Source organism: Pseudomonas nitroreducens (assembly GCF_010994165.1).
Classification (GTDB): domain Bacteria; phylum Pseudomonadota; class Gammaproteobacteria; order Pseudomonadales; family Pseudomonadaceae; genus Pseudomonas; species Pseudomonas nitroreducens.
The window spans coordinates 356,008-379,511 of sequence record NZ_WMBX01000004.1; the positions used below are offsets into that span (position 1 = coordinate 356,008).

Below are 23,504 nucleotides of genomic sequence, written 5' to 3' on the forward strand. Positions count from 1 at the left end.
CCGGCGCCTATCGGGCCTGGCCAGCCCGCAAACCGTTCGAATCCATACATTTAGGAGTACACCACATGAAACAACAGATGAAAGATCGTCAGGCAGAAAGAGCTAGCGTAGTGACCCGAATGGAGAAACTGCGCGAGCAACTGCCCGGGCTGGAGCGGGCCGAAAAAGATGCACCAATCACACACAACCATCTCGGTAATGTTGTCTCCACTGTCGAGAAGCGAGTGGCAGAGGCCGCTCGCATGGAGGCCGCATCCGAGCTTGCGATGCTTGAGCGACGACTCGAATGGCTGGACCAATGGCTCGCTCACGCGGACCGGGTTGTCAACGCTGATGCAGAGATTGCCGCCGCGCAGAAGCTGGTTGTGGAATGTGAACAGAAGTGCAGCCGACTGAGCGACAGCAGCCATCGTGTGCGGAAGCACGTAGAACAAATCGAGCAGGAGCAACAGACCGCCGAGGATACGGCAAGTCAAGGGCTGCAAAACGCTGTGCAAGCTCTCGCCAGGGCCACTGCCGATGGAGACACCCAGGCTGCGGCGGCAGCGCAATCGGCAATGCAAGGCGCCCGGGAAGCCGGCCAACATGCCAGCCAAGCCGCCGCAAACAATGTCAGCCTACTGGCGGCCCTGGTGGCAGAGGGTGAGGCGCTCCGTCAGGAATCTGAGCAGGCAGAGCAAGACCTCGCAGGGGCGCGAGCGAGGGTCAAGGCGGGGCAGCGAGCAAAGCATGGGGCTGAGTGGGATAGGCTTGCGGACGAACTCGCCAGGGTCGGCGTCAAGCTCGCAGAGCTGGATACTCGCCATCCCCTGACCCAAGTAAAAATCCCTCGCTTCGCACCTGGCGCCGGACAGGTTGACTTCGAGAGTCTGCTGCGGACTGCTAGGGGCGCCGCATAGTGGCCGGTGATTACCGGGCCGGAATAGCGAAGCGCCTACGCAATGGATTCGCCATGCAGAACGGCCATGCGGTTGTCTGGGCTGCAGTGTGTATGACGGCCCTGAGTGAAGACCATGGGGTAGTGCGCCCCTTCTCCATCAAGGAGCGCGCGGAGTGGGCCTGTCGAGTGCTGGCGGCCCACTACGCCGGCCGGGTGTACCAGGTGGTTAATCAGTTAACCGACCGACCAGTAGACTCCCAGCAGATGGAAATCTTTGAGGGGTGGGCGATGGAGGAAGTGGCCAAGTTGGAGCTTGCTGACAAATACAAAGCCTGGTCGGAGTAACTCGTTTGCTTTGCCGCTGGCGTATCCCCGCCAGCGGCATTCTTATTTCAGTTGGCTACACATTCGGATCTAATTACCGCTTGTGTAAGCGAGCTTTATCTAGTGTGTAGTCAGGCGAAACCCTTGCGGCACTAGGCGCGCAGAGGATCGATTACACGAACTACACAAATTACACCGGGAAAAACGAAGAACCCAACTTCACCCCCGCCCCCTGGTGCATGTGTGCCATCAGCGAGAAGGTGCTCCCCCCGTGGCCTTGGCGATGATAGCCGGGGGCCCCTGACATGACGGAGGCCATAAGGGTGATTCGAACCCCGTCCTAGCGCTAGTGGTAGGCTCTGATAGTTAGTTAACTGGTTAACTGGGTCCATCGGTTTGGCAACCGATGCCCTTAGCCTCACGCTGGATGGCTGACATCAGCTAGCCTAGCGGCGATAGCGGCCATAAGGATTAGATGAGAATGGACCTCAACGTTATAGGCTTCACCGGCTACGACTTCGCGTTGTTGGTTGCCTGCACTATCGGCGGTTTTTTCGGCAGCCTGGCTCAAGCGATAGTGGCCACAATTAACCCTAACGGCCCCCCTAGACAGGAAGGTATTACCTATTTCGCGTCGGAGGAGCTCCGGAGAGCTCGCGGAGCGTGGCTGACCATGCGCTTCTTGCTCGGTGCAATTCTTGGATTCGTGTTTGGTCTTTACTTCGTAGGCACCCTTCATGAGACAGCTGCGACATTCGCGAAAGTTTGGGCGCTGTCATTCGTCGTGGGGTATGCCGCTCCAAAGATCTGGACTGCCAAAAGCGATGCGTTGCTGCGCAGTATGCAGACTGGCACAGAGGGTCTGAAGGACAGTTGATTCATTGAGCAGTAGCCAGCACTGTGTACACCTGCATGTACACCCAAGAAAATAATGATCGAAAAATCATTATTTATCATACACATACAAAACAGGTTAGAGGCTCGCCTGGGCGCCATCTGCCTTGTTTCGAGTTGCCTCCGGCAATCTGCGAAACCGCCTGAAAGGCCCGCTCTTAGCGGGCTTTTTCGTTTCTGCCTGTAAAGCCCTGCGCCGCTTGCCGGCGCCCCACTGTGCGAACCGGGCATCCCGGCAGGCCCGGAGGCGAGGGTTATCCTCGGCGCCCGACGATTCCTCTTCACCACCCAAGGTTGTATAAGCCTTGCGCCATCGCGCGCGAAAAGGACAAACCGCCCCATGCTCCGGCTTCTGCTGCCAGCCCTCCTCCTGGCCCTTTCCGGGTGCGCCACCCAACCTCCGGCGCACCCCGAGAACCTCTGCGAGATCTTTCGCGAAAAGCCGAAATGGCACGAAGCGGCGCTGAAGGTGCAGAAGCGCTGGGGCGGGACGATCCAGGTGCCGATGGCGATGATGTACCAGGAGTCTTCCTTCAGGCACGACGCCCTGCCACCGCGCTATTACTTCCTCGGCTTCATTCCCTGGGGCCGGGTCAGTTCCGCCTACGGCTACGCCCAGGCCAAGGACGAGACCTGGGCTGACTACAAGAAGGAAGCGGGAGGCTGGGGCGCCGACCGCGACGACTTCGCCGATGCGCTGGACTTCATGGGCTGGTACATGAACAAGACCTACAGCGTGAACCGGGTCTCCAAGTGGGACGCCTATGCCCAGTACCTGAACTACCACGAGGGCTGGGGCGGCTATCGCCAGCGCAGCTATGACGCGAAGCCCTGGCTGAAGGCGACGTCACAGAAGGTCCAGGCTCGCGCCTCGCTATACGGCGCCCAGTACAAGAGCTGTGAACAGGAACTGTCGAACAGCGGCTGGTTCTAGCAACCCCGAATGTTCGCGCGACGGTGCAGGGGCGCTCAGCGCCCCATGATCCGCTGATATTCGTCGCGGTATTCCTCGTATGGCAGGTTGCGCCGCTGCAGCTCCATCAGGCGCTGCTCCTTGGTCAATGGCTGGGAGACATGGGCGACCGTTTCCGCCGCGGTGGGCGAAACCGGCTGCGGCACGGCCTCCGGCGGCTGCGCCGGCGTGCGGGCAGGCAGGCTGCGCGACGGGCGGGCGACCAGCAGGGCTCCGGTGATCTCTTCGACTATCTGCTCGGACACGGCGCCGACTTCGGACGAACTCATGGAACGGAACAGATCACCATCGGCTTTGCTTTCGTAGCGCCGCGAGGCGAGCAACTGGCCGGTCAGGCCATCGTGATAACGCACGGTGGAGGTGATCCACTCCTCACCGTCGCTGCTCGTGCGGTTGTTCGCGCTATGACCGGCGCCCACTTCGATCACCACCAGGGTGGACAGGGTATCGGTGGCGCGCGGTTCGCCATCCTGCTCGGTGAGCTGGTAGTCCGCCGAATCCGCCTCGTCACGCAGCGCCTCGCGCCAACTGGCTTTCAGCGCTCCCCAGCGCGGGTTGGCCGCTACCGTGGCGTCGGGCTGGAAATTCACCACCATCACATGGCGGGTGTCTCGATAGAGGGAGATGGGCGCGGTGCGGTCATCCCGGCGGACGTCCGAGGAACATCCGCAGAGCAGGGAGACGGCCAGGGCGAGCGTGACGTAGCGCATGGTGCTTTCTCTTTATTGTCTGGCCGGCATTCTGCCAGCCAATCATGACGCCCGGATATCGTCCGGAGGTCGGTCCTCTACCAGTCCTCGTCATCCAGGCCCGACTGATACTCGTCCGCTTCCTCGTCGCCGTCCTCATGATCGTCGGGCTGATCCTCGAAGAACGCCGCGTCCTCCTCCAGCAGGCCGTCGAGGTCGTCGTCGAGGTCCAGAAGATGGTCGTGTTCGGGCTCGTGGAGGTCGAGATCGTCGTCAGTCATGGCCGGTCTTTCGTGGGGGGGAAACGGGGAAGGGAATCACAGTATAAGTCGCGTCGCGGGCGGATGACGCTGTCGTGACGGCGGACGCCGCTTTGCGGCCTTGCCGGATCGCGATTCGTCCACGATTCTCTATGAACCACGGGCATCGCGCCGTGAACGACGAACAGGGGGTAGGAATGAAGACTGTGGCTCAGCTGTTGAACGCCAAGGCGGACCAGCAGGTTTACACCATCGCCCCGGACGCGATGGTGGTCGACGCGTTGCGCCTGATGGCGGAGAAGAACCTCGGCGGCCTGCCGGTGGTGGAGGCCAACCAGCTGGTCGGCTTCTTCAGCGAGCGCGACTACGCCCGCCGCCTGGCACTCAAGGGGCGCAACTCGGAAGACACGCCGATCAGCGCAGTAATGACCGCGCCGGTGATCACCGTGGACACCCACCTGAACGTCGACAAGTGCATGGGCATCATGACCGAGCGCCACCTGCGCCACCTGCCGGTGGTCGAGAACGGCGAACTGCTCGGGCTGCTGTCCATCGGCGACCTGGTGAAGGCCGCCATCGCGGAACAGGCCGAGCTGATCCAGCAACTGGAACAGTACATCCGCGGCGAGTGATCGCCCGGCGGTCGCTCAGCGTGCGGCCGCCGTTTCCACGTCACCACTGCGCATGTCGACGATGCTCAGGCACCCGTCGGTATAGCCGCTGCCCGTGTCGATGTAGTGGGTGTTGCCCAGCGAGCGCACGGCACTTTGCGCGGTATGGCCGACGTACAGGCGCTCCAGCCCGGCGATGGCAGTCGCGTCCTCTTTCTCGATCCGCGTACGCGCCCACATTGCCAGGCCAACGGCGTTGCGCCGGGCGCTGTCGCCCAGTTCGCCGGCCAGCGCGGCAACGCCGCTGCTCCAATCCGGGAAGGCCGGCGAAACCGGCGCCTCCGCGTGGACGATGCCGATACGCTGGCCTTCGTCCAGCTCGACCTCGATCACCAGTGGCAATTGCAACAGACGCCGGGCGATGCGCTCGCGGGTCACCGGCGTGAGCTTGTACAGCCAGGCGCCACCGTTACGGAAATGCAGGTCGCGGTCCTCGCCAGCCAGCACCACGTCGATCACCAGTTGTTCGTGGTTGCCGCGTACCGAGGCGAACCAGGGCTTGGCCAGCCAGTCGAGCACCTGCGGCGAATAGGGACCGCGGTCCACCAGGTCGCCGGCGGCAAACAGGCGGTCGGCGGATGAATCGAATCCGACCCGGTCGAGCAAACGCTGCAGCAGTTCGAAATGGCCGTGCACATCCCCCACCACGAAATCGCGCCCCAGCTGGTTACGCGGGAAGCGTTGCAGAGGCTGCTCCGGCAAATGCGTGTTCATTACCAACTCCAGGGCTTTCGAGAGACCAGCTTATCAGCTGCAAATGGCGTTCCCGATATCGTTCGACGAAAGCCTCAAGCGCCTGCTGACTCGCTGTTGCCCAGGCAGCGGCGGCCCAGCATGCACTGCTGCCACAGCAGCACAGCCGCCGCAACGATCTATAAAAATACTTATATATCAGTACCTTAATATTCAATCAGAAAGCGGTACGGATGTTGCGATGTCCCCAGCAGCCTTCCGGCCTTCATCACGCGTGAGCCAGCACAAGAGCAACGCAATAACAGCTTCATGCCTTGCGGCGACGACCGAGCACCACAGAGCCAGCCGTCCTTTCGCCGCCCTCCTGGGGACACCATGTTCAAACGCAATACCCTTTCCCTCGCCATCCTGGCGAGCCTCGCCAGCATCACCGTGCAGGCTGCCGACGGCGATACGCAGAACAAAGAAGACAGCGGCGCCGCAACGACCCTCGGCAAGGTGGTGGTGACTGCACAGAAACGCGAGGAGTCGGTACAGGAAGTGCCGGCGCCGATCACCGTGCTGAGCGGCGAAAAGATCCGCGATTCGTCCCTGCAATCGGCCAACGAAGTCACCCGCTATACCCCCAACGCCTCCGCCGGCACCACCGACGGCCACGGCCGCCCGCGCTGGTGGATTCGCGGCCTGGGCACCGGCGACCAGGGCGCTAACACGGTGAGTCCGATCGGCATCTACGTCGACGACGTCTACATCGCCAACATCAGCGCCACCGGTTTCCCGCTGTTCGACCAGGAACGCGTGGAAGTGCTGCGCGGCCCGCAGGGCACGCTGTGGGGCAAGAACACCACCGGCGGCGCGATCAACTTCATCTCGCGCAAGCCGACCTTCAGCCCCGAGGGCTACTTCAAGGTCGACATGGGCAATTACGCCAACCGCATCGTCGAAGGTGCGGTGAGCGATGCGCTGGTGGACGACAAGCTGGCCGGCCGTGTGTCCTTCCATCACCAGGGCCGCGACGGCTACACCGAGAACAAGAACGACGGCAACGACCAGGGTGCGCTGGAAGACGACGCCGTGCGCCTGCAACTGGCCGCGCGGGTCAATGACAACCTCGACGCCAACCTCAACGTCCACGCCCGCCACTACCACGACACCGCCAGCTACAACACCGTGAGCTACGGCACCCGTCCGGACGGCACCAACCAGTTCGGCTACTCCATCGACCCGAAACTGGGCAAGGCCAACTTCAACGCCAAGTACCAGGCCGAAATCGACCAGGCCGGCAGCAACCTCAATCTCGTCTGGCAGCTGGGCGAGCTGGAGCTGACCTCCATCACCGCCTTCGAACACTTCACCCGCGACGGCTGGACCGACAGCGACAACACCCCGCTGGAACTGCAGCGCAGCTACAGCTATGCCGACAGCCAGCAATGGTCGCAGGAACTGCGCCTGGCCTCGCCGCGCAGCGACCGGCTGAACTGGGTGCTGGGCTTCCACTACTTCAACGAGGACCTGGAGTCGAAGAACGCCAACGCGGCGCTGCCCAACGTCTACGTGCCCAGTTACTACAACAACGTCAGCTACGACCAGAAGACCGAGAGCTACGCCATCTTCGGCAGCACCACCTACAACTTCACCGACGACTTCAGCCTCACCGCCGGCCTGCGCTGGACCCGTGAAACCAAGGACATCGACCTCGAGCGCCTGGTCAACCGCGGCGCGGCGAGCTTCGGCGATGGCCACTGGTGGCAGCCGGGCAACGTCGACTCGCCGCTGATCGTCAACGCCACCCAGGACGAGAGCAACACCTGGAGCGACTACAGCTGGGACCTGACGCCGGAATACCGGATCTCCGACAACGCCCGCGCCTACTTCCGCTATGCCCGTGGCTTCCGTTCCGGCGGCTACAACGCTGGCGTCACCAGCCAGGCCACCGTGGCCAAGGTCGATCCGGAATACCTCACCTCCTACGAGCTGGGCTTGAAGTCGGAATGGTTCGACGGCCGCCTGAACGCCAACGCCAGCGTCTTCTACTACGACTACAAGGACATCCAGCTCAACATCGTCACCGCGGTGAACAACCAGACCGTCTCGCGCCTGGCCAACGGCGCCCAGGGCGAGGCCTACGGCGCCGAGTTCGAGCTCGAAGCCATCCCGGTGCAGAACCTGCACGTCAACTTCGGCCTGGGCCTGCTGCACACCGAGTTCACCGACTACACCTCCGGCCCGAACGATTACTCCGGCAACCACTTCGTCCGCGCACCGAACGTTTCTGCAGTCATCGGCGCCGACTACCGCATCCCGCTCAACGTCGGCGGCGCGGTGGTACTGGGCACCGACTGGAACACCCGCAGCCGCCAGTACTTCTTCACCAACGACCAGAGCCAGAACATGCGCACCGGTGGCTACACCCTGGGCAACGCGCGGGTGACCTACGAACTGCCAGGCGAGACCACCCGCGTCACCGCCTACGTGAACAACCTCACCGACAAGGAGTACCGCAACCACACCCTGCCCACCGGCTACCAGACCGCCGCAGTCATGTTCGGTGATCCGCGCACCTTTGGCGTCTCGGTCACCACCGACTTCTGAGTGAGGACAAGACCATGAACCTTCTGCATCGCGCGCTGCGCCGGCTGCTGCCGGCCGCCACCGTGCTGCTCGCAGGCTACGCCCTGGCCGTCGAGCAGCCCACTACCCTGCGCATCGCCACCGTGGCCTACGCCAACGCCGGGCAAATCACCTTCAACGGCCCGGCCGCCGTCATCGACCGCGACAAGTGGCTGGAACAGCAACTGGCCCAGCGCAACATCAAGCTCGAGTGGGTGCCCGCGACCACCGGCTCGGTGGGTACCTTCGTCAACGAAGAGTTTGCCAACAAGCGCATCGACTTCGCCTTCTATGGCGACCTGCCGTCGATCATCGCCAACGCCTCGGGCGTACGAACCCAACTGATCGTCCCCGGCGGCATCGGCAACAACGTCTACCTCGTGGTGCCGCCGGGCTCCACCGCGAAATCCATCGCCGACCTCAAAGGCAAGCGCATCGCCCTGCACCGGGGCCGGCCGTGGGAGCTGTCGTTCGCCAAGCTGCTGGAGGCCAACCACCTGGGCTTCGAGGACTTCCGCATCTTCAACCTCAACCCGCAGGCTGGCGCCGCCGCGCTGAGCGCCGGGCGGGTGGATGCCTTCTTCACCCTCAGCGATGCCTTCCTGCTGGAAGACAAGCAGGTCGGCCACATCATCTGGTCGAGCAAGGAGGCCCCGGCCGACTGGAAGATGCGCGCCGAAGTCTGGGGCGCACGGGACTTCGTCAAGGATCATCCCGACCTCACCCAACTGGTGGTGGACGCCTACCTGAAAGCTGCCTGGTGGGTCTCCCAGGACGCCAACCAGGCGGCCTACCAGGAAGCGCAGTCGCGCTCCGGCGTGCCGCTGAGCGTGCTGCAGCGCGAGGTCTCCGGCGAACCCTGGCCCGCGCATTTCTCGCCACTGTACGACGACGCCTTGCGCCAGCATTACACCGACGGCATCGCCTATAGCCTCAAGGCAAAACTGATCCGCAACGAGGTGAAGGTGGATGACCTGCTGGAACCGAAGTTCGTCGAGCAGGGTTTGAAGAATCAGCAGCTCGAGGGATTCTGGAAAGACCAGGCAAAAACCGTCGCCAGCCAGCCCTGATATTCCTGAAGCCACTCCAAACAATAAGGCCCCGTTATCGGGGCCTTATTGTTTTTCGAAAACTTCCAGGAACAACTGTTCATAACAAGTAGTTGCTCCAGCACCACGTTATACGCAGTTGCTGCAGCAACAGCAGAAAAACACCCAGAAACTGGCTTTAACCCCTCTAAAACGCATGGCACAGAGCTTGCTCAAGATTGCTCACAACGTATTTAAATCCCCGAGCGACCGCCATGAAACATGCAAGAGAGTTACGTTTCAAACCGCTGGCCATAACATTATCCAGCGCTCTTTTATTAAACGCGGAAGTTGCACTTTCCGATAACTCGAAATCCCCGGAAGACGTCACATTGAGTACCGTGACCGTCCAGGGACAAAGCCAGGAAACCCAGGTCGGCGATGCCCGCAAGGAAGTCGCCCCAGTCTCCAAGGGCACCCTCACCAAATCCCAGCTGGAAAAGTTCGTCGGCCTCGACAGCGCCGTCACCGGCGCCCTCAAATACCTGCCCGGCGTGCACGTCAGCGGCGGTGACAACAGCGGCATCACCGAAGGCGGATTGAACATCCGCGGCTTCTCCCAGGACCAGATCGGTTTCGTCCGCGACGGCATCCCGCTCAACGACCCGCAGTTCCTCACGCCCCACGCCGATTTCATGGGCGACCCGGAAAACTACGAGTCGGTGTCGGTGCTTTACGGCTCCTCCTCGATCAACGCCCCGACCCTTACCGCCAGTGGCGGCAGCGTGCTGATCAAGTCCGTCGCGCCGACCAGGGAAAGCGGTTTGCTGGTGAAGCAGAACGTCGGCAGCGACAGCCTGTTCCGCACCTTCGCGCGGGTCAATACCGGCGAGGTGAACGGCTTCTCCGCCTGGCTCTCGGCCTCGCGCACCACCGCCGACCTGTGGGACAACAGCGGCGGCGAGCTGTCCTCCAACCGTTACGAAGGCAACCTGCAGTACGAGTGGGACGGCAACCGCATCAACGGCATCTTCTCCAGCTTCCTGATGCGCACCAACAGCTACAACCACCCGACGCTCGCCGAGTACCGCGCCAACAAGTACGACCAGGGCTACCCGCGCGACATCTACCCCACCAAGGGCAACGGCACCAACGGCGTGCCCGACGTCACCGTGCCGGGCCAGAGCGCGGCGGCCTCGCGCGCGGACTTCAAGATCCAGACGTATGCGCTCAATGGCCTGTTCAACCTCTCCGACAAGGTCCAGCTGAAGGTCGACCCGTACTTCGTCCGCGTCACCGACGGCACCGCCGCCGTGGCTGTGGTGCCGGTCAATGAGAACAAGGTCAACGCCGATCTCAACGGCGACGGCGACCGCATCGATCCCCTGGTGACCGGCGCGCTGAGCGTCTACCCGACGCAGTACCGCATCGGCTCCACCAACACCCTGGACTTCCTGGTCAACGACGATCACACCCTGCAACTGGGCCTGTGGACCGACTACACCCACGCGCGCAACCAGTTCCCGGTGGTCGAGATCAAGGGTAACGGTAAACCCGCCGGCATCGACGGCAGCCACAAGCTGCGTGACGGCAATGGCAATGCCATCTACTTCACCGACCAGCGCAACGAGATCACCACGCAGAAGCTCTGGGTGCAGGACACCTGGGACATCACCTCGCAGCTCGTCCTCACCGGCGGCCTGGCCTGGCAGCACACGCAGAACAAGGGCGACGATCGCCTAAGCGGCTTCAACGACAGCGCCGACTACAACCGCTTCCTGCCCAGCCTGAGCCTGAGCTACCAGCTCGACCCGCAGCAGCAGCTCTACTACAACACCACCTCGAACATGCGCACTCCGGCGGTCGCCTCGGTCTACGGCCAGGCCAATGGCGGCGACAAGCAGAAACCGGAAGTCACCTGGAACCAGGAGATCGGCTGGCGCTACAGCACCGACGACGTACTGCTCAGCGCCGCACTGTTCTACGACAAGTTCAAGGATCGCCAGGCGGCGTTCGAGGAAGTCTCCGGCGTCACCTCCTACTTCAACGCCGGCGACGTCACCACCAAGGGCCTGGAGCTGTCGCTCAACGGCCTGCTGCCGGCGAACTTCAACTACTTCGCCTCCTGGACCTACCTGCGTTCCACCCAGGACGACGACTACAGCGCCGGCGGCGCCAGCCTCGACACCCAGGGCAACCAGCTCTACGACACCCCGCGCAACCTGTTCAGCGCCGGCATCGGCTACGACAACCAGACCTTCTACGCCAACTTCCTTGGCCGCCACACCGGCAGCTTCTACGGCGACCTGGCGAACAACGAGAAGATCGGCGGCTACACCGTGTTCGACGCCAACCTGGGCTACCGCCTCAAGGACCTGGGCAGCGCGCTGAAGGAAACCACCCTGACGCTCAACCTCAACAACGTCTTCGACAAGCACTACCTGTCGGGCGTGAACTCGGGGACGGTCTCCGCCGACCCGGCCGACGGCGACTTCTACGGCGCGCCGAAGTACTACAAGGGCGCACCGCGCGCTCTGGTCGCCGGCATCTCCGTCGGCTTCTGATCACCCTGCACGCGCCCGGTGCGGGAGCGCCGGGCCGGGAGGCGACATGACCACTCCTCGCTACGACCACATCATCGTCGGCGGCGGCAGCGCCGGCAGCGTGCTTGCCAGCCGCCTCAGCGCCGACCCGCAACGCCACGTCCTGCTCATCGAAGCCGGCCCGGACACCCCACCCCACGCCACGCCGGCGGAAATCCTCGACGGCCACAACCCCTTCCGCCTGCGCCTGGAACTGCGCGATCGCTATTTCTGGCCGGACCTGAGCGTCCGCCACGGTGCGCAGCCCGAAGGCATCGAGCGCCCCGAGCGCTATCTCGAGCAGGCCCGCGTGCTCGGCGGCGGCTCCAGCGTCAACGTGCTGGTGGCCAACCGCGGTCTGCCGCGCGACTACGACCAGTGGGCAGCGCTGGGTGCCGAAGGCTGGGGCTGGGACGACGTGCTGCCGTACTTCCGCAAGCTCGAACGCGACACCGACTACGCCGGCCCGCTGCACGGGCATGACGGGCCGATCCCGATCAGCCGCGTCTCCACCCGCGACTGGACGCCCTTCACCCGCTCCGTGGTCTCGGCGCTGCAAGCCGAAGGCCTGCGCGACATCGGCGACCAGAACGGCGTGTTCGACGACGGCTACTTCGCCCCCGCGGTAAACCTGGAGCATGGCCAGCGCGTGTCCGCCGCCCGCGGCTACCTCGATGAAGCAGTGCGCGCACGGCCCAACCTGACGCTGTGGACCGACAGCCAGGTACTCGGCCTGCAACGCGAGGGCACGCGCATCACCGGCGTCGAACTGCAACGTAACGGTGAGCACGTCACCGTGGGGGCTGGCGAAGTCATCCTCGCCGCCGGAGCGCTGCAATCGCCGGCCTTCCTGCTGCGTAGCGGCATCGGCCCGGCCAGCCAGTTGCAGGAGCTGGGCATCGAGGTGATCGCCGACCGCCCCGGCGTCGGCGGCAACCTGTGGGAGCACAGCTCGCTGGGCACCCTCGCCACCCTGGGCGATGCCGCCCGCTCGGACGCCGTGCTGGCACGGCCCGGCACCTCGCATCAACTGGGTATCCGGGTGTCCTCGGGCGTCGATCCGGACACGCCCTCGGACCTCTACCTGGCCATCGGCGCGGACGCCGAGCGCGGCGTGGCCCACGCGCTGTTCTGGATCAACAAACCCAGCTCCAGTGGCCGCCTGACCTTGCGCGATCGCGACCCGGCAAGCCCGCCGCACGTCGATTTCAACCTGCTCTCCGACCCTCGCGATCTGCAACGCGCACGTGTGGCGCTGCGCACCATCCAGCGCCTGTTCAAGCACCCGGTCCTGGCGCGCTACGAACTGCAATTGGCGCTTACCCCCTTCGCCGTGCCGCAACCGGGCGGGCCGAAGCTGGAAACCCTGCTGGCCGACGACACGGCGCTGGAAGCCTACCTGCGGCAGCACATAGGCGGCGTCTGGCACCCCAGCGGTACCTGCCGCATCGGCACCGCCGATGACCCGCAGGCCGTGGTCGACAGCGCCGGTCGCGTCCATGGCGTGCAAGGCCTGCGTGTCGCCGACGCCTCGATCATCCCGGTGATCCCCACCGCCAACACCAACCTGCCGACCCTGATGCTCGCCGAGAAAATCGCCGACGCCATCCTGGGCGGTGCCTGAGGAACTCGCCATGTCACGCTATGAACTGCTGATCGATGGTCGCCTGCAGGCGGCCGAGCACTACGACCGGGTGATCGACCCGGCCAGCGAAGAAATCGTTGGCGAAGCCGCCCGCGCCAGCCTGGAGCAGGTCGACGCGGCGGTGGATGCCGCACACCGCGCCTTCCCGGCCTGGGCCACCGATCTCGACGTCCGCCGCCAGAGCCTGGCCCGAGCCGCCGAACGAGTACGCGAGAATGCCCAGGCGCTGGCCGAGCTGATCACCCGCGAACAGGGTCGCCCACTGCGCTCGACCCTGGAGGAAGTGGCTGGCGTCGCCGCCACTTTCGAGCACCACGCGCAGCTGGAGCTACCCGCCGACACCCAGTTGCGCGACGACGGCGAGCGCCTGGTGCGCATCACCCGCAAACCGCTGGGGGTGGTCGCCGCGATCACCCCGTGGAACGTCCCGCTGATCCTGCTGGTATTGAAGATCGCGCCTGCCCTGCACGCCGGCAACACCGTGGTGGCCAAGCCCTCGGAGCACACGCCGCTGTCTACCCTGCTGCTGGCGCGACTGCTGGGCGATGTGTTCCCCGCTGGCGTGTTCAACGTGGTTGCCGGTGCGGGCGAGGTTGGCGAACACCTGGTACGTCATCCGCGAGTGCGCCACGTGACCTTCACCGGCAGCGTCGCCACCGGAAAGCGCCTGTATGCCGGCGCGGGGGACGACCTCAAGCGTCTTACCCTGGAACTGGGCGGCAACGACGCCGCGCTGGTACTGGAAGACGCCGACCTCGACGCCATCGTCGAACCGCTGTTCTGGGGCGCCTTCTGGAACAGCGGCCAGGTGTGCTTTGCGATCAAGCGCCTGTACGTGCATGACAGCCTCTTCGAGCCCCTACTGGCGAAACTCGCCGAGCGCGCCCAGCGCACCCGCCTCGGTCATGGGCTCGACCCGCAGACGGAACTGGGGCCGCTGACCAACGCACAGCAACTGGAACGGGTCATCGCCCTGATGGAAGACGCCAAGGCTCACGGAGCGCGCATCCGCAGCGGCGGCACGCGGCCCGACGGTCCCGGCTACTTCTACCCGCCGACCCTGGTCAGCGGCGTGGCGGCCGGCGTCGCGCTGGTGGACGAGGAACAGTTCGGCCCGGTGTTGCCGGTGATCTCCTTCCGCAACGAAGAGGACGCCATTACCCAGGCCAACGCCAGCCGCTACGGGCTCGGCGCCTCGGTGTGGACCCGCGACCTGGCGCGCGGCGAAGCCATCGCTGGGCGGCTGGAGGCGGGCCTGGCCTGGGTCAACCAGCACGGCCACATCCAGCCCGGCGCGCCCAAGGGCGGGCACAAGTGGAGCGGGCTCGGCTACGAAGGCGGGCAACGCGGTTACGAGGCCTTCAGCGAGCTGCAGGTGCTCAACGTTTCGCGGCGCTGAGGCGCGGCTTATCCAGATCAAAGCCTCCTCACCCTGCCCCTGGCTACGCGCCCCGCTCCTCAAGCGGGAAAGGGCACCGTTCGGCGCCGGATGGAACCACCGCATCAGCCGGCGCGGACTGCCCCCTCTCCTTGAGGGAGAGGGCTGGGGTGAGGGGGAAAGCGCCGGCACAGGCTTTACCGGAAAACAGACAGCCATTCCAACCCAACTCTCAAAGAGGATTCCCCGATGCGTGCCGGAAGCTGGCCCTCGATCCTGCTCACCCTGGCCTTCGCCGTGATCATCGCGGCGTGCCACGGCAAGACCATCCTGCTGGTCGCCGACATCGCCAACGCCTTCTCGATCAGCCCCTCGCGGGCCAGCTGGGTCGTGTCGGCGGTGGCGGTGGTCGCCGCCCTCGCCTCGCCGCTGGTCAACTGGATCGTGGCGCGGGTCGGCGAACGCCGTGCCATCGTCTTCGGCCTGTTGCTGGCGGCGGCGTGCAGCTACCTGGCGAGCCGCACTGAAGATTTCACCACGCTGATCACCCTGCGTGTCATCGAAGGCGCCGGCTACATCAGCGTGGTGCTCGCCGCACTCGCCCTGCTGGTGCACACCACCGAAGGCCATCGCCGCACCACCGCGCTGGCGTTCTGGTCGGTAGCCTCGCCCCTGGGCGGCGCCATCGCCATCTTCGCCGTGGCACCCTATGTCGGCGGCCAGCATGGCGAATGGCGCAACGCCTTCAGCGGCCACGCGCTGGTGTTGCTGGTCCTGCTGCTGGCGACGCCGCTGCTGCCATCGGTGAACCTGGCGACCCGCAGCGAGCGCCACTCCCTGCGCCAGACCTTCCGCCTCTACGCCGACCCGTCCGTGCTGCGCCTTGCGCTGGCCGTGGGCGCACCGCTGACCGTGGCGCTGGGCCTGGTGACCATCACCCCCGACTATTTCATCCACAGCCTGGGCGTTGCGCCGTCGACCATCGGCGTGATCTCCACCATCGGCATCCTCTCCAGCGTGCTGGCCGGGCTGCTCGCCGGCTTCGTGCTCAACCTGCGCTTCTTCGGCCCGCTGGCCGTGGTCGGCGGCGCGTTGATCGGGGTGGTCCTGGAGGTGCTGGTGTTCATCCCCGGCATCGCGGCATCCACCGCCATCGTGGCGAAGATCGTCCAGGGCTTCGTTGGCAGCTTCGTCGTCGCCTGGGTGTTCACCAGCATCCCGCGCATGAGCCGTGGCGGCGACGTGATGGGAGCCGGCGGCGTGGCCGAGCAGGCGCTGTACCTGTCGATGTTCCTCGGCCCGGTGCTGCTGTTCCCGCTGTTCAGCCTGCCCTCGCGCCTGCCGTTCTTCGCCGTCCTGATCGTCGCCAGCCTGCTGCCGCTGTTCCTGCTCCCGCTGGGGCTGCGTTGGCGCCCTGCGGAACCGCCGGTAGCCGCCTGACCGAATCGACATCGACAGGACGCTTCCTCTCGCGCTTTCCGTAGGATGGGTGGAGCTTGCGATACCCACCAGCCATGGTCGGGCGAACGCGATGGGTATCGCTTCGCTCCACGCCATCCTACAAAGGCGCGCCGGAAAGCCGCGAATGTGAGCTCGCTCCTACAAAAGACGCGCAATGCGCGCAGCACCCGGAAGAATCCAGGCCAAAAGAAAAGCCCTCGCAAGAGGGCTTTTTCAGTTCAGGCGAATACTCAGGCCGCCGCGCCCAGCAGCTTCTGGCGCTGCTCCCAGAGGCCGGTCATTTTCCATTGCTGCTCCAGCACGCCGGGGCCGAATTCCTGGGAGCCGCCGAGGCCTTCGGCGAGGCCCTGGAAGTAGGCGCCTTCCTCGATCAGCAGGATCAGCTTGGACGCCTTGATCAGGTCGTCGCTCCAGAAGGTCGCGCCGCCGTTGGCTTCGAGGATGGCCGGGGTGTGCGGGTTCTCGGCGATACGGTCGAGGATGAACAGTGGTTCGGGCTGGCGGCGGTCGATGTAGATCGGCAGCTCGCGGGCCAGGGTCACACGCTGGGAAGCGGCGTAGCGGATCGGCAGCACGCGATGGGCGCTGGCCCAGCCGCCGAGGTACGGCGTGTGGACGTGGATCACCACATTGATTTCCGGGCGTGCCTGAAAGATCGCCGCATAGCGTTTGCCGTTGCCACCAGCACCACGGCCACTGAGCGGAGTCGCGCCGGGGATGCTTTCGTCGAGGATCACTTCGCCGTCATAGGTCGCAACCACCGCGCGGATTTCCTGGTCGTCGGCCCAGGGGGTCGGCGCGTGGACGGCGATCACCTGATCGCTGTCCGGCACGCGCACATAGGCCTGGTAGGTGTTGGTGGCGGTGAGGGTGCGGCTCTCCTTGAGCACGCGGAAGGCCTTGGCGAAGTCGCGGCGGACCTGTTCGAGCTGGCTGGCGAGTTGCGGATCGAGAGTGGACATGGAATGCCTCCTGGCAGTCGGGGATGGATGAACCGCGTGGCGGTGTTGCAGAGACTGAGCAGGACTTGTGCCACTTAAAAATATCAATATTAATCAGGTAGTTAAGAAATAAATTCGATCACACCAGCACACTAGCCACGGCTGAGCGGGCGAAATTGCTGCCCCCCCAGCATCCCCTGCTGACCCACTGCTGCTGTACAGACAAACGCCCTGCTGCCGTAGCAGCACACCACCCTGAAAGCCTCGCCCTGCCTGGCCTGCAGCCTTTGGGCACAGCCCTTGCTGAAGACCTTGCACGAGCAGCACGACGCTGCCCCCGCAACGTAAAGGAGCAAGGCCATGAGCACCGAATTCTTCTGGCGACTGCCGCTGGGCAGCGACGGTCCCTATCTCGCCTCGGACAAGAACAACCGCGGCAGCCACATCGATCGCCCCGGCAACATCGCCCCGGGCCGCCTGCCCAACGGCGAACCGGACGGTTTCACCTACATCGACTACATCGCCCAGGTCGCCAAGGCCGCCGAGATCGCCGGCTTCGAAGGGGCGCTGTTGCCCACCGGACCGGAGCCGTGGATCGCTGCCGCCGCGCTGGCCCGCGAGACCCGCCGGATCAAGTTCCTCATTGCCTTCCAGGCCGCCTGGACCTTGCCGGCCTACGCTGCGCAGCAGGCCGCGATCCTCCAGCACCTGTCCCGCGACCGCCTGGAGTGGAACATCATCACCGGCGGCAACCCCGCCAGCCAGCGCGCCAATGGCGACTTCCTCGAGCACGACAAGCGCTACCAGCGCACCGGCGAGTTCCTCGACATCATCGACGGCCTGTGGAAGAACGAGCAGTTCTCCTACCAGGGCGATATCTACCAGCTGGAGAACGGATCACTGCCCATCGCGCTGCGCAACGTGCGCAAACCGGGCGTGTACTTCTCCGGTTTCTCCGACCCGGCACTGGACGTCGCGGCGAAGCACGCCGACGTCTACCTGAACTGGGCCGAACCCATCGACAAGCTCAAGCCGCACCTGGAGCGCGTGCGCGAGCTGGCCGACAAGCAGGGCCGCGAAATCCGCTTCGGCATCCGCATCGACCTGTTCGCCCGCGAAACCGAAGAGGCCGCCTGGAGCGAGCTGCGCCGCCAGTACGAGCGCATCGACGCGCGCACCAGCGCCTTCATCAAGAACTTCGCCACCGGCTCGGATTCCGTCGGCGCCGCGCGGCAGACCGCCTACCACCAGAACGTCGAGCGCTTCGACGACCTGATCCTGGGCCCCAACCTCTGGGCCGGCTTCGGCAAGGCCAAGCCGGGGCCGACCATCGGCCTGGTGGGCAGCCACGAGAACGTCGCCGAGCGTCTCGCCGAATACCGCGACGCCGGTTTCTCCACCTTCATCCTCGCCGGCAATCCGCACCTCGAAGAAGCCCTGCGCATCGGCCAGGAAGTGCTGCCGCTGGTGCAGGGCAAACGGGCCGACGTCCACGAACTCAAGGCCCGCGCCTGACCCACAAGGAGCTGCACATGTCCCGTCCCCTCGATACCCTCTGGTACACCCGTTGCCCGGTGCCCACCGGCCTTGGCATCGCCGTGCAGAAAGGCTGGCTGGAAGAAGCCCTTGCCGAGCAGGGCACGCAGATCAAGTCGCTGCGCGAGTCCGCCGACCAGGCAGTGCGAGAGTCGCACTTCGACCACACGCTGCAGAACTCGGTACGCCATGGCGGCAACATCCCGGCCATCTGGGCCCGCGCCAGCGGCCGCGAGACCCGAGTGATCGGCCTGTCCTGGGCCGATGAAGCGCAGCTGATCCTGACCACCGCCGAGAGCGGCATCCGTACCGTGCGCGACCTCAAGGGCCGGCGCTTCGGCCTGCCCGACTGGAGCGGCGCGCAGATCGACTTCACCCGCGCCCAGGCGATCCGCGGCCTGGAAAACGCCTTGCGCCTGGAAGGCCTGGAAGTGCGTGACCTGGAGCTGGTGGACTTCGGCCTGAAGGGCACCTTCAGCGACGAGGCGCCGAGCAACATCGTCGGCATCACCGGCCATGGCGGCAGCCGTCGGCGCAGCCAGAACCCGGAACTGGTCGGCCTGCTGCGTGGCGAAGTCGACGCGATCTTCCTCAAGGGCGCCCATGCCGTGCAGCTGGCACAGCAGTTCGGCCTGCACACGGTGATCGACACCGGCGCGCATCCGGAGCCGCTGATCCGCTCCAACAACGGCACGCCGCGCACCCTGAGCGTCGACCTCAACCTGCTGGAGCAACACCCCGACGCCGCCACCGCGATCCTCGCCTCGGTGCTGCGCGCCGAGGACTGGGCCCACCAGCACCCGGATGACACCCGCCGCTACCTGGCGCGAGAAACCAACAGCAGCGAATTCTGGGTCGCCACCGCCTACGGCGAGGACGCCCACCTGCGCCTGCGCACCAACCTGGACGAAGGCTCGATCCTCGCCCTGCAGGACTTCACCGACTTCCTGCAACGCTGGAACTTCATCCCGGCAAGCGTCGACGTGCGCGCGTGGATCGACCCTCGCCCGCTCGAAGCCCTGCGCAGTCGCCTGGCACAGAAGACCGGCTGATCAACGTCACGAGGGCGACTCCCTCTGTTTCTCGACCTGGGCCCCCGCGCGACGGCGCGGGGGCTTTCTTACCCCGACGGACACCCATGAGCACACCGCTGGAAACCCTCTGGTACACCCACAGCCCCGTTCCCACGGGGCTCGGCATCGCCGTCGAATCCGGGCGTCTGGCCCAGGCCTTCCGCCCGTTCGGCACACGCATCCAGTCGCTGCGCGAATCCTCCGAGCGTGAGGTGCGCGAGGCGCATTTCGATCACCACCTGCCCTACTCGGTACGCCAGGGCGGCAACATCCCGGCCATCTGGGCTCGCGCCAGCGGCGCGAGCACGCGGGTGATCGGGCTGTCGTGGAGCGACGAGGTGCAGCTCATCGTCAGCGCGCCGGACAGCGGCGTGCGCAGCATCCGCGACCTGCGCCACCGGCGCTTCGGCCTGCCGAAGTGGGCCAACGTGCAGATCGACTTCACCCGTGCCCAGTCCCTGCGCGGCCTGGAAAACGCCCTGCGTCTGGAAGGCCTGGAAGTGCGCGACGTCGAGCTGGTGGACTACCCCTACGGCGGCACCTACAGCGACGACCCGGTGCGCCATGTGTTCGGCGCCCAGGTGGCGCTCAAGGGCAACCGTGTGGTGCAGCGCAACAACGAGCTGATCGGCCTGCTGCGCGGCGACATCGATGCCATCTTCCTCAAGGGTGCGCATGGCCTGCAGCTGGCCCATGAGTTCGGCCTGCACGTGGTGCTGGATGTCGGCTCGCACCCCGAGCCGCTGGTACGCTCGAACATCGGCACGCCACGCACCCTGACCGTCGACCAACGGTTGCTGGACGAGCATTTCGACGCCGCCGTGCGGGTGCTCGACACCATCCTGCGCGCCGAACAATGGGCCTGGGCGCACCCGGAGGAGACCCGCCGCTTCCTCGCTCGCGAGCTGAACACCAGCGAATTCTGGGTGGCCAGCGCCTATGGCGAGGACGCCCACCTGCGCCTGCAGACCAACCTCGCCGAGCGCTCGATCAACTCGCTGCGCGATCTCACCGGCTTCCTGCAACGCTGGGATTTCATCGCCCGCGACTTCTCCGTGGACGACTGGATCGACCCGCGCCCGCTGGAAGCCCTGCTGGGGAAGATCGATGTCGCCATCTGACCCGCATGGGAAACCCGGGGCCTTCCTGCTCAACTTCATGCTGCTGGCGGCCTTCAGCGGCGCGACCATCGGCATGGCGAAGATCGTCACCACGCTCTACGCCATCAGCATCGGCGCCAACGCCATGCAGATCGGCATCATCTCGGCGATGGAAGCCCTCGGCATGGTGATCCTCACCCTGCCGGCCGGCTTCGTCATCGCACGCTTCGGTGCGCGCCGGGTGTACTTCCTCGCCAGCCTCGGGCCGATGCTGCTGAACCTGGCCATTCCGCTGTTCGGCGGCTGGCTGTGGCTGGCCTTCGCGCGCCTGCTGATCGGCCTGTGCATCCCGTTCCGCATCGTCGCCATGAACAGTGCCTTCCTGCGCCAGCTCAAGCGCATCGGCAACGACAAGGCCGGCTGGTACCGCGGTTCGCTGACCCTGGGCATGGGCCTGCTCGGCCCGCTGCTGGGCAACTGGCTGAGCGGCTCGACGAGCTTCAGCTGGGGCTTCGCCGCCATCGGCCTGTGCTTCGGCCTGATGGCCTTCTACAGCCTCGGCTTCTGGGAAGGCGAAGCCCCCAGCGAAGACGTGCCCGTCGCGGCCGCCACCGGCGGCTTGCTGCAACAGGTCGGCGCCATGCTGGCCAATGTCGAGATCGCCGAGAGCTGCCTGATCGAACTGCTCAGCGCCGCCACCAGCGCGCTGTTCGGCACCTTCATCCTGCTGCTGGCGATGGACGTCGCTGGTCTCTCGCAAGGCCAGGCCGTGAGCCTGGTGATGATCCAGGGCCTGGCCTCGGTGCTCGGCCTGTTCGGCTTCGGCTACCTGATCGAGCGCAGCGGCCGGCGCCTTGCCTACATCGGCAGCCTCAGTGCGGCACTGCTCGCCCTGCTGCTGCTCGGCAGCGCGCACAACTATTGGCTGCTGGCCCTGGGCGGCGTGCTGCTCAGCGCCGCGGCGGCGCTCATCCACCTGGTGAACATGGCCCAGTTGGGCGAGCACGCCATGGACAAGAGCAAGATTTCCGGCCTGTTCAACCTCGCCTCGATGTCCGGCAGCTTTTCCGGCGCGCTGCTGGGCGGGGCGATCAGCCACTTCGTCGGGCTGGGCAACCTGTTCCTCTGCTGGATTCCCCTGGTGCTGCTGGCTGCGCTGTTCTGCTGGCAACGCAAGCTGCGCCGGCAAACCACCGAGCCGCTGCTCGGGCAGGAGGGCTGAATGGCCACGCGTACCCTGGATCGCCTGAGCTGGTTTGTCTCGCCGCTGCTCCTGCTGCTCGCCTGGTTCATGGCCGCGCGCGCGGGCTGGTTCCCCCCGCAACTGCTGGTGCCGCCGGCGGAAGTCTGGGCCAGCTTCAAGGACCTGCTGGCCAGCGGCGAGCTGCGCGAGCACGTGGTCAACAGCCTGTCGCGCCTGGCCATCGGCTTCACCATCGGCGCGCTGGGCGGCCTGGTCTTCGGCACCGCCATGGCGCTGTCGAAAACCGTTGAAGCCTACTGCGCACCGTTGTTCCACACGCTGCGCCAGGTGCCGTCGATCGCGCTGATCCCGATGTTCATCCTGTTCTTCGGCGTGGAAGAAACCTTCAAGATCCTGATCGTCACCAAGGCCGCCTTCTTCCCCGTGGCGCTGGCCGCCAGCGAGGGGGTGAAGGGCATCCCGCGCGGCTACTTCGAGGTCGCCAGCGTGTACCGCCTGCCGCTGTGGAGCCTGCTGCGCGACGTCGCCTTCCCCGCCGCCGCGCCACCCATCGTCACCGGCCTGCGCATCAGCCTGAGCCGCGCCTGGATGGTACTGGTGGCCGCCGAGCTGCTCGCCGCCGACAGCGGCCTGGGGCAGATGATCGAGCTGAGCCGGCAGATGCTGCGCATCGACATCGTGATGGTCGGGGTGATCGTCACCGGCGCCATCGGCTTCATGCTCGATTTCGCCTTCCGCCTGCTGGAGAGGCACCTGCTGCGCTGGAGACCGACGCCATGACCCGCACGCTCAAATCACTGCGTGGCCTGGTGCTGCCGGCGCTGCTGATCGCCGCCTGGCACTGGCAATCGCAACAGGGCGCCAGCGCCGCCTATGCCTTCGTGCCGCTGGAGCGCATCGGCGCCGGTTTTGCCGAGCTGATCCGCACCGGCGAGCTGTGGCTGAGTGTCGCCGCCAGCCTGCAACGCACCTGCCTCGGCCTGCTGATCGGCGCGCTCGCCGGGTTCGCACTGGGCGCCGGGATGGCCTTGTCGCGCCCCGTGGAGCGGCTGTTCGCACCGCTGTACCACACGATCCGCCAGGTGCCGATCCTCGGCCTGATCCCGCTGATCGCCCTGTGGTTCGGCAGTGGCGAGCCGTCCAAGGTGCTGATCGTCAGCCTCGCCGCGTTCTACCCGATGACGCTGAACGCCTTCGAGGGCTTCCGCGACGTGGAAAAGCGCTACCGCGAGGTCGGCCGACTGTATGCCTTCGGCCCCTGGCAGCAGTTCCGCGAAGTGCTGCTGCCCGGCGCGCTGCCCAGCCTGAGCAACGGCGTACTGCACGCGCTGGCCTTCGCCTGGGTCAGCTCGGTGGGTTGCGAGCTGTTCCTCTCCACCGGCATGGGCCTGGGCAACCTGATGATGAACGCCGAGACCGGCTCGCGCATGGAGATCGTGGTGATCGGCGTGCTCAGCATCGGCCTGCTCGGCTACGCCATGAACCAGCTGTTCGCCCGCCTCAGCCGCCACCTGCTGCGCTGGCGCAACCTGCGCTGACCCTATTGCCATGAGTGCCTCGAT

Annotated in this window: 21 protein-coding genes; 17 read left to right on the forward strand and 4 right to left on the reverse strand. The window is 65.4% G+C overall.

Features of this window, described 5'->3' with window-relative positions; translation table 11 throughout:
- Positions 1-65: 65 nt before the first annotated feature.
- The 4 genes from GJV37_RS19215 (at position 66) to GJV37_RS19230 (ending at position 3,032) form a co-directional block, all read left to right on the forward strand.
- Complete coding sequence (locus GJV37_RS19215; RefSeq protein WP_193452846.1) at positions 66-899, forward strand: hypothetical protein; 834 nt, start codon at positions 66-68, stop codon at positions 897-899.
- A gap of 53 nt (positions 900-952) precedes the next feature.
- Positions 953-1,225, forward strand: coding sequence for a hypothetical protein (locus tag GJV37_RS19220; protein ID WP_193452847.1), 273 nt, complete (start codon positions 953-955; stop codon positions 1,223-1,225).
- A 460-nt stretch (positions 1,226-1,685) separates the two neighbouring features.
- On the forward strand, positions 1,686-2,081 hold the full coding sequence (locus tag GJV37_RS19225; RefSeq protein ID WP_193452848.1) for a hypothetical protein: 396 nt from the start codon (positions 1,686-1,688) through the stop codon (positions 2,079-2,081).
- A 357-nt stretch (positions 2,082-2,438) separates the two neighbouring features.
- A complete protein-coding gene (locus GJV37_RS19230) occupies positions 2,439-3,032 on the forward strand; it encodes a transglycosylase SLT domain-containing protein (RefSeq protein ID WP_024766388.1) in 594 nt (197 codons plus the stop codon).
- Between the two features lie 35 nt (positions 3,033-3,067).
- On the opposite strand, the gene GJV37_RS19235 is transcribed toward GJV37_RS19230, so the two are convergent.
- Together GJV37_RS19235 and GJV37_RS19240 are read right to left on the reverse strand one after the other, a co-directional pair.
- On the reverse strand, positions 3,068-3,781 hold the full coding sequence (locus GJV37_RS19235; protein WP_169889132.1) for a hypothetical protein: 714 nt from the start codon (positions 3,779-3,781) through the stop codon (positions 3,068-3,070).
- A 77-nt stretch (positions 3,782-3,858) separates the two neighbouring features.
- Positions 3,859-4,041 carry a hypothetical protein gene (locus tag GJV37_RS19240; protein WP_024766386.1) on the reverse strand — a complete coding sequence of 61 codons (183 nt, stop codon included), beginning with the start codon at positions 4,039-4,041 and terminating at the stop codon, positions 3,859-3,861.
- Positions 4,042-4,217: 176 nt separating this feature from the next.
- Between GJV37_RS19240 and GJV37_RS19245 the strand changes: the two genes are divergently transcribed.
- Entirely contained in the window at positions 4,218-4,652 is a 435-nt protein-coding gene (locus GJV37_RS19245; RefSeq protein WP_024766385.1) for a CBS domain-containing protein, read from the forward strand.
- 15 nt (positions 4,653-4,667) lie between these two features.
- On the opposite strand, the gene GJV37_RS19250 is transcribed toward GJV37_RS19245, so the two are convergent.
- Positions 4,668-5,405 (reverse strand): metallophosphoesterase, encoded by a 738-nt coding sequence (locus tag GJV37_RS19250; protein ID WP_170858053.1) that lies wholly within the window; start codon positions 5,403-5,405, stop codon positions 4,668-4,670.
- Positions 5,406-5,759: 354 nt separating this feature from the next.
- On the opposite strand from GJV37_RS19250, the gene GJV37_RS19255 reads away from it, so the two are divergent.
- The 6 genes from GJV37_RS19255 to GJV37_RS19280 all read left to right on the forward strand — a co-directional run bounded on the left by GJV37_RS19255 (position 5,760) and on the right by GJV37_RS19280 (position 16,067).
- Positions 5,760-7,976, forward strand: a complete 2,217-nt coding sequence (locus tag GJV37_RS19255; RefSeq protein ID WP_024766383.1) for a TonB-dependent receptor — start codon at positions 5,760-5,762, stop codon at positions 7,974-7,976.
- Positions 7,977-7,990: 14 nt separating this feature from the next.
- Entirely contained in the window at positions 7,991-9,064 is a 1,074-nt protein-coding gene (locus GJV37_RS19260; RefSeq protein WP_193452849.1) for an ABC transporter substrate-binding protein, read from the forward strand.
- Between the two features lie 359 nt (positions 9,065-9,423).
- Positions 9,424-11,586: a TonB-dependent receptor family protein gene (locus GJV37_RS19265; RefSeq protein ID WP_246228402.1), complete on the forward strand. Its 2,163-nt coding sequence runs from the start codon at positions 9,424-9,426 to the stop codon at positions 11,584-11,586.
- Positions 11,587-11,632: 46 nt separating this feature from the next.
- Complete coding sequence (locus GJV37_RS19270; protein ID WP_193452851.1) at positions 11,633-13,228, forward strand: GMC family oxidoreductase; 1,596 nt, start codon at positions 11,633-11,635, stop codon at positions 13,226-13,228.
- A 10-nt stretch (positions 13,229-13,238) separates the two neighbouring features.
- Positions 13,239-14,648 (forward strand): aldehyde dehydrogenase family protein, encoded by a 1,410-nt coding sequence (locus GJV37_RS19275; RefSeq protein ID WP_193452852.1) that lies wholly within the window; start codon positions 13,239-13,241, stop codon positions 14,646-14,648.
- Positions 14,649-14,876: 228 nt separating this feature from the next.
- The gene (locus tag GJV37_RS19280; RefSeq protein WP_193452853.1) at positions 14,877-16,067 is read left to right on the forward strand and encodes an MFS transporter; all 1,191 of its coding nucleotides are present in this window, start codon (positions 14,877-14,879) and stop codon (positions 16,065-16,067) included.
- Between the two features lie 251 nt (positions 16,068-16,318).
- Here the strand turns inward: GJV37_RS19280 and GJV37_RS19285 are convergent, their stop codons facing one another.
- On the reverse strand, positions 16,319-17,050 hold the full coding sequence (locus GJV37_RS19285; RefSeq protein WP_065086296.1) for a class II aldolase/adducin family protein: 732 nt from the start codon (positions 17,048-17,050) through the stop codon (positions 16,319-16,321).
- Positions 17,051-17,389: 339 nt separating this feature from the next.
- Between GJV37_RS19285 and GJV37_RS19290 the strand changes: the two genes are divergently transcribed.
- The 6 genes from GJV37_RS19290 to GJV37_RS19315 all read left to right on the forward strand — a co-directional run bounded on the left by GJV37_RS19290 (position 17,390) and on the right by GJV37_RS19315 (position 23,480).
- The gene (locus GJV37_RS19290) at positions 17,390-18,544 is read left to right on the forward strand and encodes an LLM class flavin-dependent oxidoreductase (protein WP_024766376.1); all 1,155 of its coding nucleotides are present in this window, start codon (positions 17,390-17,392) and stop codon (positions 18,542-18,544) included.
- A gap of 17 nt (positions 18,545-18,561) precedes the next feature.
- Positions 18,562-19,617, forward strand: coding sequence for an ABC transporter substrate-binding protein (locus GJV37_RS19295; RefSeq protein ID WP_193452854.1), 1,056 nt, complete (start codon positions 18,562-18,564; stop codon positions 19,615-19,617).
- Between the two features lie 86 nt (positions 19,618-19,703).
- Positions 19,704-20,759, forward strand: coding sequence for an ABC transporter substrate-binding protein (locus GJV37_RS19300; RefSeq protein WP_024766374.1), 1,056 nt, complete (start codon positions 19,704-19,706; stop codon positions 20,757-20,759).
- Positions 20,746-21,960: an MFS transporter gene (locus GJV37_RS19305; RefSeq protein ID WP_193452855.1), complete on the forward strand. Its 1,215-nt coding sequence runs from the start codon at positions 20,746-20,748 to the stop codon at positions 21,958-21,960. The genes GJV37_RS19300 and GJV37_RS19305 overlap by 14 nt, the downstream gene beginning before the upstream one ends.
- On the forward strand, positions 21,961-22,722 hold the full coding sequence (locus tag GJV37_RS19310) for an ABC transporter permease (RefSeq protein WP_024766372.1): 762 nt from the start codon (positions 21,961-21,963) through the stop codon (positions 22,720-22,722).
- Positions 22,719-23,480, forward strand: a complete 762-nt coding sequence (locus GJV37_RS19315; RefSeq protein ID WP_037014639.1) for an ABC transporter permease — start codon at positions 22,719-22,721, stop codon at positions 23,478-23,480. The genes GJV37_RS19310 and GJV37_RS19315 overlap by 4 nt, the downstream gene beginning before the upstream one ends.
- Positions 23,481-23,504 lie beyond the last annotated feature (24 nt).

Bases quoted from the DNA above. Each gene is read 5' to 3' on its own strand.
- GJV37_RS19215 (WP_193452846.1), top strand. From the start codon at position 66: ATGAAACAACAGATGAAAGATCGTCAGGCAGAAAGAGCTAGCGTAGTG.
- GJV37_RS19220 (WP_193452847.1), top strand. From the start codon at position 953: ATGCAGAACGGCCATGCGGTTGTCTGGGCTGCAGTGTGTATGACGGCC.
- GJV37_RS19225 (WP_193452848.1), top strand. From the start codon at position 1,686: ATGGACCTCAACGTTATAGGCTTCACCGGCTACGACTTCGCGTTGTTG.
- GJV37_RS19230 (WP_024766388.1), top strand. From the start codon at position 2,439: ATGCTCCGGCTTCTGCTGCCAGCCCTCCTCCTGGCCCTTTCCGGGTGC.
- GJV37_RS19235 (WP_169889132.1), bottom strand. From the start codon at position 3,781: ATGCGCTACGTCACGCTCGCCCTGGCCGTCTCCCTGCTCTGCGGATGT.
- GJV37_RS19240 (WP_024766386.1), bottom strand. From the start codon at position 4,041: ATGACTGACGACGATCTCGACCTCCACGAGCCCGAACACGACCATCTT.
- GJV37_RS19245 (WP_024766385.1), top strand. From the start codon at position 4,218: ATGAAGACTGTGGCTCAGCTGTTGAACGCCAAGGCGGACCAGCAGGTT.
- GJV37_RS19250 (WP_170858053.1), bottom strand. From the start codon at position 5,405: ATGAACACGCATTTGCCGGAGCAGCCTCTGCAACGCTTCCCGCGTAAC.
- GJV37_RS19255 (WP_024766383.1), top strand. From the start codon at position 5,760: ATGTTCAAACGCAATACCCTTTCCCTCGCCATCCTGGCGAGCCTCGCC.
- GJV37_RS19260 (WP_193452849.1), top strand. From the start codon at position 7,991: ATGAACCTTCTGCATCGCGCGCTGCGCCGGCTGCTGCCGGCCGCCACC.
- GJV37_RS19270 (WP_193452851.1), top strand. From the start codon at position 11,633: ATGACCACTCCTCGCTACGACCACATCATCGTCGGCGGCGGCAGCGCC.
- GJV37_RS19275 (WP_193452852.1), top strand. From the start codon at position 13,239: ATGTCACGCTATGAACTGCTGATCGATGGTCGCCTGCAGGCGGCCGAG.
- GJV37_RS19280 (WP_193452853.1), top strand. From the start codon at position 14,877: ATGCGTGCCGGAAGCTGGCCCTCGATCCTGCTCACCCTGGCCTTCGCC.
- GJV37_RS19285 (WP_065086296.1), bottom strand. From the start codon at position 17,050: ATGTCCACTCTCGATCCGCAACTCGCCAGCCAGCTCGAACAGGTCCGC.
- GJV37_RS19290 (WP_024766376.1), top strand. From the start codon at position 17,390: ATGAGCACCGAATTCTTCTGGCGACTGCCGCTGGGCAGCGACGGTCCC.
- GJV37_RS19295 (WP_193452854.1), top strand. From the start codon at position 18,562: ATGTCCCGTCCCCTCGATACCCTCTGGTACACCCGTTGCCCGGTGCCC.
- GJV37_RS19300 (WP_024766374.1), top strand. From the start codon at position 19,704: ATGAGCACACCGCTGGAAACCCTCTGGTACACCCACAGCCCCGTTCCC.
- GJV37_RS19305 (WP_193452855.1), top strand. From the start codon at position 20,746: ATGTCGCCATCTGACCCGCATGGGAAACCCGGGGCCTTCCTGCTCAAC.
- GJV37_RS19310 (WP_024766372.1), top strand. From the start codon at position 21,961: ATGGCCACGCGTACCCTGGATCGCCTGAGCTGGTTTGTCTCGCCGCTG.
- GJV37_RS19315 (WP_037014639.1), top strand. From the start codon at position 22,719: ATGACCCGCACGCTCAAATCACTGCGTGGCCTGGTGCTGCCGGCGCTG.